Source organism: Burkholderia sp. Ac-20392 (genome assembly GCF_017104585.1).
Lineage (GTDB): Bacteria > Pseudomonadota > Gammaproteobacteria > Burkholderiales > Burkholderiaceae > Burkholderia > Burkholderia lata.
In genome coordinates, this window is record NZ_JAAGPB010000037.1 from 1 (window position 1) to 16873 (window position 16873).

At 65.8% G+C, this 16873-nt stretch carries 13 protein-coding genes, 1 tRNA gene and 1 pseudogene; 11 read left to right on the forward strand and 4 right to left on the reverse strand.

Features of this window, described 5'->3' with window-relative positions; genetic code table 11:
* The 7 genes from lolB to hisC form a co-directional block, all read left to right on the forward strand.
* The coding region (gene lolB / locus G3N99_RS07865) for a lipoprotein insertase outer membrane protein LolB (protein WP_206122066.1) at positions 1–516 on the forward strand (516 nt) is incomplete at its 5' end.
* A gap of 25 nt (positions 517–541) precedes the next feature.
* On the forward strand, positions 542–1423 hold the full coding sequence (gene ispE, locus G3N99_RS07870; RefSeq protein WP_206122067.1) for a 4-(cytidine 5'-diphospho)-2-C-methyl-D-erythritol kinase: 882 nt from the start codon (positions 542–544) through the stop codon (positions 1421–1423).
* A 55-nt stretch (positions 1424–1478) separates the two neighbouring features.
* Positions 1479–1555 (forward strand) — tRNA-Gln (locus G3N99_RS07875).
* 45 nt (positions 1556–1600) lie between these two features.
* Positions 1601–2563, forward strand: a complete 963-nt coding sequence (locus tag G3N99_RS07880; RefSeq protein ID WP_011353235.1) for a ribose-phosphate pyrophosphokinase — start codon at positions 1601–1603, stop codon at positions 2561–2563.
* A 161-nt stretch (positions 2564–2724) separates the two neighbouring features.
* Positions 2725–3330, forward strand: coding sequence for a 50S ribosomal protein L25/general stress protein Ctc (locus G3N99_RS07885; protein WP_011353236.1), 606 nt, complete (start codon positions 2725–2727; stop codon positions 3328–3330).
* A gap of 121 nt (positions 3331–3451) precedes the next feature.
* Complete coding sequence (gene pth / locus G3N99_RS07890) at positions 3452–4051, forward strand: aminoacyl-tRNA hydrolase (RefSeq protein ID WP_006477776.1); 600 nt, start codon at positions 3452–3454, stop codon at positions 4049–4051.
* A gap of 115 nt (positions 4052–4166) precedes the next feature.
* Entirely contained in the window at positions 4167–5231 is a 1065-nt protein-coding gene (hisC, locus tag G3N99_RS07895; protein WP_206122068.1) for a histidinol-phosphate transaminase, read from the forward strand.
* A gap of 73 nt (positions 5232–5304) precedes the next feature.
* Here hisC and G3N99_RS07900 read toward each other — a convergent pair whose 3' ends face one another.
* The 4 genes and pseudogenes from G3N99_RS07900 to G3N99_RS07915 form a co-directional block, all read right to left on the reverse strand.
* Positions 5305–5571, reverse strand: coding sequence for a YfhL family 4Fe-4S dicluster ferredoxin (locus tag G3N99_RS07900; protein WP_043187288.1), 267 nt, complete (start codon positions 5569–5571; stop codon positions 5305–5307).
* 59 nt (positions 5572–5630) lie between these two features.
* Positions 5631–6128 (reverse strand): pantetheine-phosphate adenylyltransferase, encoded by a 498-nt coding sequence (gene coaD / locus G3N99_RS07905; RefSeq protein ID WP_031403077.1) that lies wholly within the window; start codon positions 6126–6128, stop codon positions 5631–5633.
* 111 nt (positions 6129–6239) lie between these two features.
* Positions 6240–6410, reverse strand: a pseudogene (locus tag G3N99_RS07910) (16S rRNA (guanine(966)-N(2))-methyltransferase RsmD); the annotation flags it as partial.
* Positions 6411–6474: 64 nt separating this feature from the next.
* Positions 6475–12522, reverse strand: coding sequence for an MG2 domain-containing protein (locus tag G3N99_RS07915; RefSeq protein WP_206122069.1), 6048 nt, complete (start codon positions 12520–12522; stop codon positions 6475–6477).
* A 309-nt stretch (positions 12523–12831) separates the two neighbouring features.
* Between G3N99_RS07915 and G3N99_RS07920 the strand changes: the two genes are divergently transcribed.
* From G3N99_RS07920 to G3N99_RS07935, 4 genes are all read left to right on the forward strand, one after another.
* Positions 12832–13338, forward strand: a complete 507-nt coding sequence (locus tag G3N99_RS07920) for a sugar dehydrogenase complex small subunit (protein WP_041493268.1) — start codon at positions 12832–12834, stop codon at positions 13336–13338.
* Complete coding sequence (locus G3N99_RS07925) at positions 13338–14957, forward strand: GMC family oxidoreductase (protein WP_206122070.1); 1620 nt, start codon at positions 13338–13340, stop codon at positions 14955–14957. Before G3N99_RS07920 ends, G3N99_RS07925 begins: the two co-directional genes overlap by 1 nt.
* A gap of 2 nt (positions 14958–14959) precedes the next feature.
* Complete coding sequence (locus tag G3N99_RS07930; protein WP_206122071.1) at positions 14960–16237, forward strand: cytochrome c; 1278 nt, start codon at positions 14960–14962, stop codon at positions 16235–16237.
* A gap of 185 nt (positions 16238–16422) precedes the next feature.
* On the forward strand, positions 16423–16842 hold the full coding sequence (locus tag G3N99_RS07935) for a DoxX family protein (RefSeq protein WP_175042399.1): 420 nt from the start codon (positions 16423–16425) through the stop codon (positions 16840–16842).
* The last annotated feature ends 31 nt before the right edge of the window (positions 16843–16873 follow it).

Here is a 16873-nt window from a genome sequence, read left to right on the forward strand (position 1 = left end):
TCCAGCGCGCCGACCGGCGCGGCGCTGCAGACCGCCGCAACGCACGCTTACCATGGCCGCTTCGCGGTGCAGTACGACGACCGTCTCGGCAAGCAGCAGAACGTGTACGGCAACTTCGACTGGCAGGAGCACGGCGACGACGTGTCGCTTGAGCTGCGCAGCCCGCTCGGCCAGACGCTCGCGGTCGTGAAGTCGACGCCGCAGGCGGCATCGCTCGAATTGCCGAACCGTCCGACGCAATATGCGCCGGACGTCGGCGACCTGATGCAGAAAACGCTCGGCTTCGAACTGCCGCTCGCGGGCCTGCGCTACTGGCTGCTGCCGACAGCCGCGCCCGCCACGCCCGCGGAGACGGTGCGCGATCCGGCCGACGGTACGCGCGTCAAGCAGATCCGCCAGGACGGCTGGACGATCGACTACCTTGCCTACGCGGATGCCCCGGCCACGGGCGTCAAACGCGTCAACCTCGTGCGAGCGACACCGCCGCTCGACATCAAGCTCGTGCTCGATCAGTGAGCACCCGCCTAGCCCAGACCTACGCATGACCGATTCGACCCGCTCGCTGCGCAACTGCCTTGCGCCCGCGAAACTCAACCTGTTCCTGCACATCACCGGCCGCCGTCCGAACGGCTATCACGATCTGCAGAGCGTGTTCCAGTTGCTGAACTGGGGCGACACGCTGCACTTCACGCTGCGCGACGACGGTCGCGTCGCACGCGTCACCGACGTGCCCGGCGTGCCCGAGGAAAGCGATCTCGTGGTGCGTGCAGCCAACCTGCTGAAAGCGCATACGGGCATCGCGCACGGTGTCGACATCGAGATCGACAAGTGCCTGCCGATGGGAGCCGGCCTCGGCGGCGGCAGCTCCGACGCGGCCACGACGCTGCTCGCGCTGAACCGCCTGTGGCAACTCGACCTGCCGCGCGCCGAACTCCAGTCGCTCGCGGTAAAACTCGGCGCGGACGTCCCGTTTTTTATTTTTGGAAAAAATGCGTTCGCAGAGGGTATCGGAGAAGAATTAGCTGAGGTACAATTGCCGACTCGCTGGTTCTTGGTTGTAACGCCCCGCGTTCACGTCCCAACCGCTGAAATATTTTCAGATGAGTTGTTGACAAGAGATTCGAAGCGCGTCACAATTACGGACTTTCTTGCACAGCAAAACAGCGACGCGGGATGGCCAGATAGTTTCGGTCGGAACGATATGCAGCAAGTTGTGACAAGTAAGTACGCGGAAGTTGCGCAGGTGGTCAAATGGTTGTATGATGTGACCCCCGCGAGGATGACCGGCTCCGGAGCAAGCGTGTTTGCAGCGTTTCACAGCAAGCATGAGGCAGAAGCGGCGCAAGCCAGGCTGCCCACCGGTTGGAACGGTGCAGTTGCCGAGAGCCTGAACGAGCATCCGCTCTTCGCTTTCGCGTCATGAAGTTTTACTTTGCCGAACGGCCTACACAAGTTCGGTGAAGTTATCAGTTAAGTGTAGGGGAGTCGCCAAGTTGGTCAAGGCACCGGATTTTGATTCCGGCATGCGAGGGTTCGAGTCCTTCCTCCCCTGCCAAAAATTTTTCCCGCATTTCCCGCCCAAGCCTGAAGCAGGTGCACGATGAGCAGCCACAGCCATGATGGCCTGATGGTCTTTACTGGCAACGCGAATCCCGCGCTCGCCCAGGAAGTCGTCAATATCCTTGGAATTCCCCTCGGCAAAGCAATGGTCAGCCGTTTCTCCGACGGCGAGATCCAGGTCGAGATCCAGGAAAACGTGCGCGGCAAGGACGTCTTCGTCCTGCAATCCACGTGCGCGCCGACGAACGACAACCTGATGGAACTGATGATCATGGTCGATGCGCTCAAGCGCGCATCCGCTGGCCGGATCACTGCTGCCATCCCCTACTTCGGCTACGCCCGTCAGGATCGCCGCCCGCGCTCGGCGCGTGTCGCGATCTCGGCGAAGGTCGTCGCGAACATGCTGGAAATCGCCGGCGTCGAGCGGATCATCACGATGGATCTGCACGCCGACCAGATTCAGGGCTTCTTCGACATCCCGGTCGACAACATCTACGCAACGCCGATCCTGCTGGGCGACCTGCGCAAGCAGAACTACTCGGATCTGCTCGTCGTGTCGCCGGACGTCGGCGGCGTGGTGCGTGCCCGGGCACTCGCGAAACAGCTCAACTGCGATCTCGCGATCATCGACAAGCGTCGCCCGAAGGCGAACGTCTCCGAAGTGATGAACATCATCGGTGAAGTCGAAGGCCGCACCTGCGTGATCATGGACGACATGGTCGATACGGCAGGCACGCTCTGCAAGGCCGCGCAAGTGCTGAAGGAACGCGGCGCAAAGCAGGTCTTCGCGTACGCAACGCACCCGGTGCTGTCGGGTGGCGCTGGTGATCGTATCGCCGCATCGGCGCTCGACGAACTGGTCGTCACCGATACGATCCCGCTGTCCGCCGAATCGCTCGGCTGCTCGAAGATCCGTGCGTTGACGAGCGCGAGCCTGCTGGCCGAAACGTTCTCGCGGATCCGCCGCGGCGACTCGGTGATGTCGCTGTTCGCGGAATCCTGATCGCGAATCGACTGAACAAAGCATGCGCAGAAAGCGAAGCGGCAACGCTTCGCTTTTTGCACAATCGGACGGGATAGACGAAACCCCGACCGTTTCATCGGGGGCCGCAGTTTGACGGCCCCGTTTTACTGCCTGGTCGCGGGCAGCTATTGGAGAATCACATGAAAGTCGTCGCTTTCGAGCGCCAAGAGCAAGGTACGGGTGCGAGCCGCCGCCTGCGCAACGCTGGTAAGACCACGGGTATCGTTTACGGTGGCGAAGCAGCCCCGCAAAAGATCGAACTCGATCACAACGCCCTGTGGCACGCCCTGAAGAAGGAAGCTTTCCACTCGTCGATCCTCGACCTCGAAGTGGCTGGCCAGTCGCAACAGGTTCTGCTGCGCGACGTGCAATATCACCCGTTCAAGCAACTGGTGCTGCACGTGGACTTCCAACGCGTTGACGCGAAGAAGAAGCTGCACACGAAGGCTCCGCTGCACTTCCTGAACGCGGAAATCAGCCCGGCCGTGAAGCTGTCGAGCGCGATCGTTTCGCACGTCGCGACGGAAATCGAAATCGAGTGCCTGCCGGCTGACCTGCCGGAGTTCCTCGAAGTCGACCTGTCGAAGATCGAAGCGGGTCAATCGCTGCACGCGAAGGACATCACGCTGCCGAAGGGCGTCGTGCTGGTCGCGCACGTCGACGCGGAAAACCCGGTTGTCGCATCGGCGACGGTCCCGGCTGGTGCCGTGTCGGACGCAGCAGAAGGCGAAACGCCGGCTGCCTAAGCGGGCTGCCAACGCGCCCCATCGATCCGTTTCACGAAACGGTCGACGCAACCCGCCGCGGCTTGCCCGGCGGGTTTTTCTTTTTCTGCGCCCAGGCGGCCGTTGCCGCCTTCGAAACGTCATGATCAAACTGATCGTCGGCCTCGGCAATCCCGGGGCGGAATACACCGCGACGCGCCACAACGCCGGCTTCTGGCTGATCGACCAGCTCGCCCGCGAAGCCGGCACGACGCTGCGCGACGAGCGCCGCTTCCATGGCTTCTACGCGAAAGCGCGCCTGCACGGCGAGGAAGTCCACCTGCTCGAGCCGCAAACCTACATGAACCGCTCCGGCCAGTCGGTCGTCGCGCTCGCGCAATTCTTCAAGATCCTGCCCGACCAGATCCTCGTCGCGCACGACGAGCTCGACCTGCCGCCCGGCACCGTGAAGCTGAAGCTCGGCGGCGGCAGCGGCGGCCACAACGGCCTGAAGGACATCACCGCGCACCTGTCGTCTCAGCAGTACTGGCGGCTGCGGATCGGCATCGGCCATCCGCGCGACCTGATTCCGGAAAGCGCGCGCGCCGGCGCGAAGCCCGACGTCGCGAACTTCGTGCTGAAGCCGCCGCGCCGCGAGGAACAGGACGTGATCGATGCGTCGATCGAGCGCGCGCTCGCCGTGATGCCGATGGTCGTCAAGGGCGAACTCGACCGCGCGACGATGCAACTGCATCGCAACTGACCGCATCGCACCGCTCCGGTGCATCGAGCCGTCCGGCGCCGCCGGGCGGCCCCGCCCGCCCCTCCCTGCGCACACATGCGGTAATCTGGTCGCTTTGCCCGACAGGAGCCAAGCGGTGAGCCGTTACTGGAGCGACATCGTTCAGCAACTCGTGCCTTACGTGCCGGGCGAGCAGCCCGCGCTCGCACACCCCGTCAAGCTGAACACCAACGAGAATCCCTATCCGCCGTCGCCCCGCGTGGTCGCGGCGATCGCACGCGAACTCGGCGAGACCGGCGACACGCTGCGCCGCTATCCCGACCCGGTTGCGCGCGCGCTGCGCGAGACGGTCGCGGCCCATCACCGCATCAAGCCCGAGCAGGTGTTCGTCGGCAACGGCTCCGACGAGGTGCTCGCGCACACGTTCCAGGCGCTGCTCAAGCACGACCGGCCGCTGCGCTTCCCCGACATCACCTACAGCTTCTATCCGACCTATGCGCGCCTGTACGGCGTCCAGACGTCGATCGTCCCGCTCGCGGACGACTTCTCGATCCGAGTCGACGACTATCTCGACGATGCCGGCGGCGTGCTGTTCCCGAACCCGAACGCGCCGACCGGGCGCGCACTGCCGCTCGCGGACGTCGAGCGGATCGTGGCCGCGAATCCGTCGTCGGTCGTCGTGATCGACGAAGCCTATGTCGACTTCGGCGCGCAGTCCGCGATTACGCTGATCGACCGCTACCCGAACCTGCTCGTCGTGCACACGACGTCGAAGGCGCGCTCGCTTGCGGGCATGCGCGTCGGCTTCGCGTTCGGCGACGCAGCGCTGATCGACGCACTGAACCGCGTGAAGGACAGCTTCAACTCGTACCCGCTCGATCGGCTCGCACAGGTCGCCGCGCAGGCCGCGTACGAAGACACCGATTATTTCAACGCAACCTGCCGGCGCGTGATCGACAGCCGGACGCGTCTCACGCACGCGCTCGACGCGCTCGGCTTCGACATCGTGCCGTCAGCCGCGAATTTCGTGTTCGCGCGCCATTCCGCACACGACGCGGGTGCGATTGCGGCAAAGCTGAAGGAACGGGAAATTTTCGTGCGGCACTTCCGGCTGCCGCAGATTGACCAGCATCTGCGCATCACCATCGGCACGGACGCCGAATGCGATGCGCTCGTCGCGGCGTTGCGCGAGCTGCTGTGAAATGAAGGAACCGGCGCCAGGCGGCGCCGATCCGGATGCGCCCGAGCTCTCGAGCGCGCGCGTCACCGCGGGGTCACGACGCGTCGTCGCCCTTCGCGGCGGTCAACGCGTGATACTTCTCCATCAATTGCGCGTGCGATTCGTCATGCTGCGGATCGCGCGGAATGCATTCGACCGGACACACCTGCTGGCACTGCGGTTCGTCGAAATGGCCGACGCACTCGGTGCACTTGTTCGGGTCGATCACGTAGATGTCCGGGCCCATCGAAATCGCGCCGTTCGGGCACTCGGGCTCGCACACGTCGCAATTGATGCACTCGTCGGTAATCATCAAAGACATACTGATCTCACTTCTTCAGGCCGGCGGCCGGCTTCGCAACGAAACCGGCCGGCGCCGCATTACGCGGCAGGGCCTCCCATCGCAGCGACTTTCTCGGTCAGCCACTTCTCGACGGACGGGAACACGAACTTGCTGACATCGCCGCCCAACTGCGCGATTTCGCGCACGATCGTCCCCGAGATGAACTGGTACTGATCGGACGGCGTCATGAACATCGTCTCGACGTCGGGCAGCAGGTAGCGATTCATCCCCGCCATCTGGAACTCATATTCGAAATCGGACACGGCGCGCAGGCCGCGCACGATCACGCGCGCATTGTTGGTGCGGACGAAATCCTTCAGGAGGCCGGTGAAACTCATCACCTTCACGTTCGGATAATGGCCGAGCACCTCGTTCGCAATCGTCAGACGTTCTTCCAGCGAGAAGAACGGCTTTTTCGCGCGGCTGTCGGCAACACCGACCACCAGCGTATCAAAAATGCTCGACGCACGCCGCACGAGGTCTTCGTGCCCGCGCGTCAGCGGATCGAACGTACCGGGATACACGGCGACTACCATGTCGCTCCTCCTGTCATCACGCAAACGGGATGGCAGCCGTGCGATGCGCACGCCGCTGCCGAGATGGGCATGCGTCGCCTTTGCGGCGCGCCGCCTCGTATGGAACGCGCATTATTCATCATTTTCGCGCCGCAGCAAATGATAGTGAACCGCACCGGCCTTGCCGTGCTTCACGACCTCCCAGCCGGCAAGCGCTTCGTGCGCGGCCGGATCGAGCTCCGCCCCCGTCTCGACGTACAGCGCGCCGCCCGCCGCGACGAGCGGCGCCGCCAGCACGATGGCCACGAATACGCGGCCGGCGAAACGCGCCGGCCGCGGCAATACCAGATCGATCATCGAGGTCTCGTTACTTGCCCGCGTCGGCCGCCTTCACGGTCATCGGCGGGTTCGGCCACAGGCCGTACACGGACGGCGCGTACAGCGCCTCGACACGCGTCGGCGGCAGCCCGAACGTGCCGACGTTGTTCAGCCGCACCGTGTACTCGACCGAGAATTTGCCCTTCGGCAGATAGTCGTAGTACGCGCGGTAGCCGTCGAAGTCGCGCTCGATGAACGCCGGCCATGCGCCGTCCGGCGTTTTCTCGCCCTGCGTCGCGGCTTCGGAGTCGCGGCCGAGGCCGGAACCGAGGATCGTCGAACCGGCCGGAACCGGATCGTTCACGACGACCCACGTCATGTCGCTCTGCGCATCGATGTCGAGATGCACGCGCACGACGTCGCCGCGTGTCAGCACGCCCTTGACGGCGGGCGATACGGGCGTGACGGTCTTCGTGATCCGGTAGCCGGCCGCGAACGGCGAACGCAGCGGCACCGCCGCGAGGCTTTCGATCGTGGCCCACGGGCGGCCCGTGCCGTCCTGCGTGACGGACAGCGTGGCCGGCGCCTGCGCCGCGCGCGGCCACGGCAGCATCACGCTGCGGGCCGCGGCGGCGCGGGTGGCCGGGGTGGCCGAGGCCGGCGTGTCGACGGGCGCGGGTGCCGATGCCTGCGACCACGAGATCGTGCGCTCGTCGCCGCCGAGCGCGACCTTCGTCGCCCCGGCCACCGGCGTGCTCTCGTAGGTGCGCGAGAAGCGCTCGACCGCGAGCAGGCCGAGCGCGTTCGACGTGGTCGTCTGCCATGCGCCCTGGCGTTGCAATGCGAGCAGGCCGGCCGTCACGCGCGGCATCTCGTCCTTCCATGCCGGGTCGCCCGCGAATTCCAGCGCGAGACGTGCCGCATTGGTCTCGTTGCTGGTCATCAGCCACCACAGGTCGTCGTCGCGCGCGGTCGAGAACACGAGCTGCGTGCCTTGGTACGTGAGGCGCGCCCGCAGGATCTGTTCGACCTGCGCGCGTTTCTCGTCGCGTTGCGGGATGTCCTTCACGCGCGTCAGGATCGCGTGATAGTCGATCACCGCCGACGTTGGCCACTGGTTCGGCGCGATCTCGATCGAGCCGAGCATGCGGCCCTGTGCGGCGCCGTAGCGCGACAGCGCTTCGATGGCGGCGAGCTTGCGCAGGTCGCGATCCTGACGCGGCGCCCACGTGTTGCGCTCGAGGCGGCCGTCGACGAAGCGCGCGAGCCCGGCCTCGAGCTGCGTGCGCAGGTCTTCCGGCAGCGCGAAGCGCGGGTCGAGACGGCTTGCTTCGTCGGACACCACGAGCAGGTACGACGACAGCGTCGCGCTACCGGCATGCGAATCGTCGGACGACGGCGGGAAGTAGCTTGCGAGCCCGTCGCTGTCGAGATAGACGGGCATCCGTGCGATCAGCGCCTGCCATTGCGCGGGGTCGCGCAGGCCGATCGCGCGCGAGGTCTGCTGTTCGAGGCAGCGGTACGGATAGCGCTCGAACCAGCGCTTCACGCCGGGCAGCCCGTCGGCCAGCTTCGACTGCAGCGACACGGCGATGCCGCCGCGCGGCAGGCCTTGCGCGTTGTTCGCGGCGCCGGCCGGGGAGGCCACCGGCACCGTCAGCGTGCCGTCGACTTGCGCGAGCGTCGCCTGCTGTACCGTGACCGGCAGCGCGGGCACGACCTTCTGCGCGACCGCCAGCGCGTCGGACGCGCGCTTGCCGCCTTGCTCGGCTGCTTCGATGCGCCAGTTCAGCGCACCGGCCGCGTCGAGCGCCTGCTCGGGCACGGTGATCGTCCACGCGACTTCGGTAGCCGTATTGGCGGCGAGCGATACGGTCTGCGGTGCGACCTCGACGCCCGTCACGCGCGGCGTCACGACGACCTGCATCGCGCGGTCGGTCGTGTTGCGCAGCGTGACCTGCGCGCGGAACGCGTCGCCTTCGCGCACGAGTGGCGGCAGGCCGGAGATCAGCTGCAGATCCTGCGTGCTGCGGATCGACGTGCTGCCGGTGCCGAAGCGGTCGGCACCGACCGCCGCGATCGCGACGATGCGGAAGCGCGTGAGCGCGTCGTTCAGCGGCACTTCGACGGTCGCGCTGCCGTTGGCATCCAGCGTCACGCGCGGATTCCACAGCAGCAGCGTGTCGAACAGCTCGCGCGTCGGCGCGCTGCCGCCACCGCCGCCGGCCGGCACGGCCTTGCGGCCGAAGTGGCGGCGGCCCACGATTTCCATCTGTGCCGTGGATGTCTCGACGCCGTACGCGCGTCGTCGCAGCATCGCGTCGAGCAGGTCCCAGCTGTTGTTCGGCATCAGTTCGAGCAGCGCCTCGTCGACGGCCGCGACCGCGATCTGCGTGCCGGCCAGCGCGGGCTGGCCGTTCGGCAGCGTGACCTTCACGTGCGCCTGCGCCTTGCTGCGCACCGTGTAGCGCGTCGCGTCGGTCGTCACGGTCACGCCGAGACGGTGCACGCCCGTGCCGACCTTGATTTCACCGAGCCCGTAGCGGAACGCCGGTTTCGACAGGTCGACGAACGCGGTCGGCGCTTCATAGTGACGGCCTTCGCGCCAGAACGCGCGCGCCCATTCGACCGGCGCCTTCCAGCCCCACGTGAAGAACGAGTACCACGGCACTTCGCGAATCCGGCCGCGCAGCGCGAGCACCGACACGTAGACGTTCGGCCCCCACGATTCGCCGACCTTCAGGTCGACCGTCGGATTCTTGCCGTTCAGCTCGACGATGTGCGTTTCCATCACGCCGCCGCGTTCGACCGCGACCAGCGCGGTCGCGTAGCGGAACGGCATGCGCACCTGGAAGCGGGCGGTTTCGCCCGGTTCGTACGAGGTTTTCTCGGGGATCACGTCGATCCGGTCGGTGTTGTCGCCGCCGAACCAGAGTTCGTCTTCGCGCGTGACCCACACCGATGTCGAGGCATTCGACGTGCGGCCATCGCCGTCCTTGGCGACGGCGATCAGCTGCACGTTGCCGGCCTGTTCGAGCGTCGCGTCGCAGGCCATGCGGCCCTTGTCGTCGGTCTTGCCCGAGCACAGCACGCCGAGGTCGCGCGTGTCGCTCTTGTTGTCGTATGCATAGAAGCCGCCGACCATCCGCTTGCGCGACGACGTCGTGATGTGCGCAACGCCCTTGATTTCGATCGGCACGGATGCGCGCGGCTTGCCTTGCAGGTCGACCGCCAGTGCCTGCACGGGCACGCGCTGGCCGACCGATACCCAGCGGCCCGCCTTGATGCCGGCCACCACCGCGGCCGGCCACAGGATCGTGTCGCCGCGAATCGTCTGCACTTCGCCGTTCGGGTCGGCGAACGTCGCTTCGAGCGCGATGCGCTTCGGTGCGTCGACGTCCGGCAGCCCCTTGAGCGTGACCGAACCCGCACCGTTGCGGTCGAGCGTCAGCGGCAGCTTGTCGGCGATCAGCTTCGTCGCGTCGGGATCGTTGTTCGACGCCGATGCGTTGTCGCCATCCTGCGAATCGTCGTCGGCATTGCCGTCGCTCGCTTCGGGACGATACGGCGTGAAGCTGAAATCCTCGAAGCGATCCGCGAACGGCGGCGACGCCCACTTCATCAGCGCCGACACCTGCACGGGCAGGTTCGATGCACCGCCGCCCGACACGTAGTCGATCTGCACCGCGAGCGGCGCTTCCTTCACGGCGATGAGCGGACTCTTCTGCGCGTCGCGCGCGCCGATCGACCCCTTCAGCACCGGCAGGCGGAACGCCTCGACGCGGAAGCTGCCGCTGTAATAGGTGGCGGTCGGTGCGTCTTCCGGGCCGCCTTCGAGCTCGACGCTGTATTCGCCGAGCTTCGCGGCGGCCGGCAGCGTGAACTGCGTGTCCGCGCTGTGGTCGGCCGCCCACGTGAGCGGCAGCTTGTAGGTCTGGCCGGTGCCGAGATGGCGGATCGTCACGCGCGTCGGATATTGCGACGGGAACGCGAGGCTCTGCAGCGTCTCGGCACGAATGAAATGCTTCATCGACACGGTTTCGCCGGCACGCAGCAGCGTGCGGTCGAAGACCGTATGCGCGCGCACGGTCCGCGCGCTGTCGGTGTCGGTCGGCACGTTGAAGCGCCACGATTCGATCCCGCGGTTCCAGCCCGAGCTGACGAACGCCATGTCGGGGCCCGTCTTCGGATCGTTTACGCGGGCCGACACGAAGTAGTCGTCGAAGTGTTGCTCCGAATCGGACGAGCTGCATGCGCGCTTCGATTCGAATGCGCCGTCGATCTTCAGCAGGCCCTGTGCATCGGTCTTGCCGGACGCGATCTCGTCGCCGTTGCAGTCCGACACGCGGATCTGCGCGTTCGGCACGGGCTTGCCCTTGTCGAGCGTCGTGACCCACACGAGGTTGTTTTCGCGGCCCTGTTTCAGGTGCACGCCGAGGTTGGTGACGAGCACCGTGGTGCGCACGTACATGCTCGACGGCTTCGCGAGCAGCGAGCGGCCGAGCGCGGGCGACGCGAGTTCGAGCACGTAGAAGCCGGGCTTGTCGATCGGCACGCCGACGACTTCGAACGGGCGCAGTGCCTTCGGGTCCGCCTTCGGCAGCGTCAGCGCCTGCACGCCGGGCTGGCCCTTGAGCAGCGTCAGCGAGCGCACGTCGATGCGGCGATCCTTCGGCGCGGGCGCTTTTTCGCCGGCTTCACGCGGCACGTACACGGGATGCTGGCCCTTGCGTTCGAGCAGGCCGGGAATCTGGCTGTCGATCGAACCGGCCGTCATCGACCAGTTGTCGAAGCGGTCGACCGTGCGCATCCACTGACGAATCGCGGTGTCGTCGTCGACCTTCAGGTTCGAGAATTGCGCGCCCTGGGTGTTGAGGCCGTCGATATGCAGGTCGGCCTCGACGTTGCGCAGCGTGACGGGCACGAGCGCGGGCGAATCGGGTTCGGCGAAGCGCTCGACGATCCCGAAGGTGCCCGACGAGAATTTCGCGAGCGGCGGCATCGGCGCGGTGCGCGTCGCGAGCGGGAACAGGTCGGCGTTGGACAGCGAGCGGTCGGTCACGTCGCGCAGGCCCGACGGCAATTCGATCGTCAGGCCGGCCTGTTCGGGCAGCGGCGGGTTGAACGTGACGGTGGTGACTTCCTCGCTCTTGTCGTCGGCCGCGAAGGTCGGCGCGAGCGAACCGTCAGGGCCGCGCACTTTGATGGCCTCGGCGTTCTTGCGCGAGATCGGCGCGTTGAACGACAGCGTGAGCGGACGCAGCGGCGTGCACGGTGCCTTCGCATTCTCGCGTTCGCACGAGAAGCTCGCGGCGAACGGGGCGCGCACGGTGAAATCGAAGCGTCGTTCCGTTTCGTTCGGGATCCCGCTCGGGCTCGTGACGCCCTTGCCGTACACGAGCTGCATCTTTGCGCTCGCCGGCAGCGCCTGCGCGCACGACAGCGTCAGCACGCGCGCGGCATCTTTCTTCAGCCCGAAGTGATCGAGCAGGGCGTTGCGCGCATCGTCGTCGGCGGCCGTGACCGGAATGCGGTTGCCGATGCCGGCTGCTTCGCACCAGATGTTCGCGAGCGCCGAGCGCGGTTCGGCCGGGCCGTTCAGCTTCAGCACGAACATCTGCCGTTCCTCGATCTCGCGCGAGCCGGGGCGCACATTCACCGGGAACGGGCCGCCCGTCTGGAACGTGAAGCGGCGCGGGCCGCTGGCCGCATTGCCGGCGACCGAGCGCAACGTGTCGTTGAGCGCGACCGAGCAGCGCACGCCGGGCGGCAGGTCGTTTTCGAAGTCGTAGACCCAGGTCTTGTCGTCGAGCCAGTGACCCTGGCCGCGCGCGGCCGTGGAATCGTTGCAGGTGACGCGTGCGGGATTCGGCGCGGAGGCCGAGCCGAACGCGACCATCGGTTCGTCGAACTTGACGACGCTCTGCCGGACTTCGGTGACGGTGCCTTGCGGCGATACGCTCACCGTGCGCGCCGCGCCCGCATGCAGCGACAGTGCCGTGGCGCCGCCGAGCGCCGCGACGGCGCCGATGCGCCAGAGCAGCCGGGTGGTGTGGTTGGTTCGCTTTGCTTTGTTCTGTTTGTCGTGCTGCTTCATCGCTCGATTGCCCTCGGAGGGAAGCTTTCTGTTTGATTGCACGCGATTCTAACCGACCGACATGCGCGCGCATCGCACCGCACCGCACAGTGTGTCGTCGACATGCGACACTGGTGTGCGTGCCGCAGATTTGTCGCGTCGACGATACAAAAATGCAGCGAAATGTCGATTGTCTCGGATTGCGGAACATTTAATGGACTATAAAAAGATTGTTCGATCCGATTTGTGCGCGTACATTTCAGGTCCGCGCCAATGTTTGAGAAATATCAAGCGTGGTTTTCCCGAATCCGGTGTTCGAGAGAAGGAAACATGCACAACGACAACACTCCCCACTCGCGTCGCACTGGCGACGCAGCCGTAACTGGCATCACACGGCGTCAATGGTTGCAGGGCGCACTGGCGCTGACGGCGGCGGGCCTCACCGGCTCGCTGGCGTTGCGGGCCCTGGCAGACGATCCCGGCACCGCGCCGCTCGATACGTTCATGACGCTCTCCGAAGCATTGACAGGCAAGAAGGGGTTGAGCCGCGTGCTCGGCCAGCGCTTCCTGCAGGCCTTGCAGAAGGGCTCGTTCAAGACGGCCGACAGCCTGCCGCAACTCGCCGGCGCACTCGCGTCCGGTTCGCTGAATCCCGATCAGGAAGCACTCGCGCTGAAGATTCTTGAAGCGTGGTATCTCGGCATCGTCGACAACGTCGTGATTACCTACGAAGAAGCATTAATGTTCAGCGTCGTATCCGATACGCTCGTGATCCCGTCGTATTGCCCCAACAAACCCGGCTTCTGGGCCGAAAAACCGATCGAGAGGCAAGCCTGATGGCCGATACCGATACGCAAAAGGCCGACGTCGTCGTCGTCGGATCGGGTGTCGCAGGCGCGATCGTTGCACACCAGCTCGCGATGGCGGGCAAGTCCGTGATCCTGCTGGAAGCCGGCCCGCGCATGCCGCGCTGGGAAATCGTCGAGCGCTTCCGCAACCAGGTCGACAAGACCGATTTCATGGCGCCGTACCCGTCGAGCGCGTGGGCGCCGCATCCGGAATACGGCCCGCCGAACGACTACCTGATCCTGAAGGGCGAGCACAAGTTCAACTCGCAGTACATCCGCGCGGTGGGCGGCACGACGTGGCACTGGGCCGCATCGGCATGGCGCTTCATCCCGAACGACTTCAAGATGAAGACGGTGTACGGCGTCGGCCGCGACTGGCCGATCCAGTACGACGACATCGAGCATTACTACCAGCGCGCCGAAGAGGAACTCGGCGTGTGGGGCCCGGGCCCCGAGGAAGACCTGTACTCGCCGCGCAAGGAGCCGTACCCGATGCCGCCGCTGCCGTTGTCGTTCAACGAGCAGACGATCAAGAGCGCGCTCAACGGCTATGACCCGAAGTTCCACGTGGTGACCGAGCCTGTGGCGCGCAACAGCCGCCCGTACGACGGCCGGCCGACTTGTTGCGGGAACAACAACTGCATGCCGATCTGCCCGATCGGCGCGATGTACAACGGCATCGTGCACGTCGAGAAGGCCGAGCAGGCCGGCGCGAAGCTGATCGACAGCGCGGTCGTCTACAAGCTCGAGACGGGGCCGAACAAGCGCATCACCGCGGCGGTCTACAAGGACAAGACGGGCGCCGACCACCGCGTCGAAGGCAAGTACTTCGTGATCGCCGCGAACGGCATCGAGACGCCGAAGATCCTGCTGATGTCCGCGAACCGCGATTTCCCGAACGGTGTCGCGAACAGCTCGGACATGGTCGGCCGGAACCTGATGGATCACCCGGGCACCGGCGTGTCGTTCTACGCGAACGAGAAGTTGTGGCCGGGCCGCGGCCCGCAGGAGATGACGTCGCTGATCGGTTTCCGCGACGGCCCGTTCCGCGCGAACGAAGCCGCGAAGAAGATCCACCTGTCGAACATGTCGCGCATCAACCAGGAAACGCAGAAGATCTTCAAGGGCGGCAAGCTGATGAAGCCCGAGGAGCTCGACGCACAGATCCGCGACCGTTCCGCGCGCTTCGTGCAGTTCGACTGCTTCCACGAAATCCTGCCGCAACCCGAGAACCGCATCGTGCCGAGCAAGACGGCCACCGACGCGGTCGGCATCCCGCGCCCCGAGATCACGTATGCGATCGACGACTACGTGAAGCGCGGCGCCGTGCACACGCGCGAGGTCTACGCGACGGCCGCGAAGGTGCTGGGCGGCACCGAAGTCGTCTTCAACGACGAGTTCGCGCCGAACAACCACATCACGGGCGCGACGATCATGGGCGCGGATGCACGCGACTCGGTCGTCGACAAGGACTGCCGCACGTTCGACCATCCGAACCTGTTCATCTCGAGCAGCTCGACGATGCCGACCGTCGGTACGGTGAACGTGACGCTGACGATCGCGGCGCTGGCGCTGCGGATGTCGGACACGCTGAAGAAGGAAGTCTGACCGTGCGGAAATCTACTCTCACCTTCCTCCTTGCCGGCTGCCTCGCGCTGCCGGGTCTCGTACGCGCGGCCGATGCGGCCGATCCGGCGCTGGTCAAGCGCGGCGAATATCTCGCGGTCGCGGGCGACTGCATGGCGTGCCACACCGCGAAGGGCGGCAAGCCGTTCGCGGGCGGTCTCGGCATGCCGGTCCCGATGCTCGGCAAGATCTACACGAGCAACATCACGCCCGATCCGGAGACGGGCATCGGCAACTGGTCGGCCGAGGACTTCGAGCGCGCGGTGCGCCACGGGGTGTCGAAGAACGGCGACAACCTGTATCCGGCGATGCCGTACGTGTCGTACGCGAAGATCAACGACGACGACGTGCAGGCGCTGTACGCGTACTTCATGCACGGCGTCGAGCCGGTCAAGCAGGCGCCGCCGAAGAACGAGATCCCCGCGCTACTGAGCATGCGCTGGCCGCTGAAGATCTGGAACTGGCTGTTCCTGAAGGACGGCGCATACGAACCGAAGCCGGCGCAGAGCGCCGAGTGGAACCGCGGCGCGTATCTCGTCCAGGGTCTCGCTCACTGCAGCACGTGCCATACGCCGCGCGGCATCGCGATGCAGGAGAAATCGCTCGACGAGACGGGCGGCAGCTTTCTGTCGGGCACGGTGCTCGCGGGCTGGGACGGCTACAACATCACCTCCGACGCCAACGCGGGGATCGGCGGCTGGACGCAGCAGCAGCTCGTCCAGTACCTGCGCACCGGCAGCGTGCCGGGTCTCGCGCAGGCGGCCGGCCCGATGGCCGAGGCGGTCGAGCACAGCTTCTCGAAGATGACGGAAGCCGACATCGGCGCGATCTCGACGTACATTCGCACGGTACCGGCCGTCGCCAGCGGCGATGCGAAGCAGTCGCGCTCGTCGTGGGGCAAGCCGGCCGAAGATGGCCTGACGCTGCGCGGCGTCGCACTCGCGTCGTCCGGCATCGATCCGGCACGGCTCTATCTCGGCAACTGCGCGACCTGCCACCAGATGCAGGGCAAGGGCACGCCGGACGGCTATTACCCGCCGCTGTTCCACAACTCGACGGTCGGCGCGCCGAATCCGACCAACCTCGTGCAGGTGATCCTGAACGGCGTGGAACGCAAGGCCGGCAGCGAGGACGTCGGGATGCCGGCGTTCCGCCACGAGCTGTCGGATGCGCAGATCGCCGCGCTGACGAACTACCTGACCGGGCAGTTCGGCAATCCGGCCGCGAAGGTGACCGAGCAGGACGTCGCGAAGCTGCGTTGATGCGGCGCGTGACGAAGCAGGGCGATAACTGACAAGAGGAGGAGCACAGCACATCGGGTTGTTGCCCGATGCCGGTTGTTGCAGAGCGGGGCGGGCGGCGCAGGCGGCCGCCCGTCCTGGTTCATTCGCAATCCGGTGCGCCGCGGCTGTTCCAGCGACGCGCATCGTTTTCGTTGATCGACACCATGACACCGAATCAACCGTTTCTCGCGTCCCAGCGCGATGTGCTGCTGCTGCTTGCCCGGATCCTGCTCGTGATCCTGTTCATCATGTTCGGCTGGAAGAAGATCGTCGACTTCCCCGGCACCATCGCGTTCATGGGTTCCGAAGGCGCGCCCGCGCCGATCATCTCCGCCGCGATCTCCGTCGTGATGGAGTTGTTCGTCGGGATCGCGATCCTGGTCGGCTTCCAGACGCGGGCGCTTGCGCTGCTGCTGGCGCTCTATACGATCGGCACCGGCATCATCGGCCACCACTACTGGACGATGACGGGCGGCGAGCAGATCAACAACATGATTCATTTCTACAAGAACATCGCGATCGCCGGCGGCCTGTTCGCGCTTTGCGCGGCGGGCCCCGGGCGTTTTTCGATCGATCGCGGATAAACAGACCCGGGGCGCGCGCATGGGGCGCGCG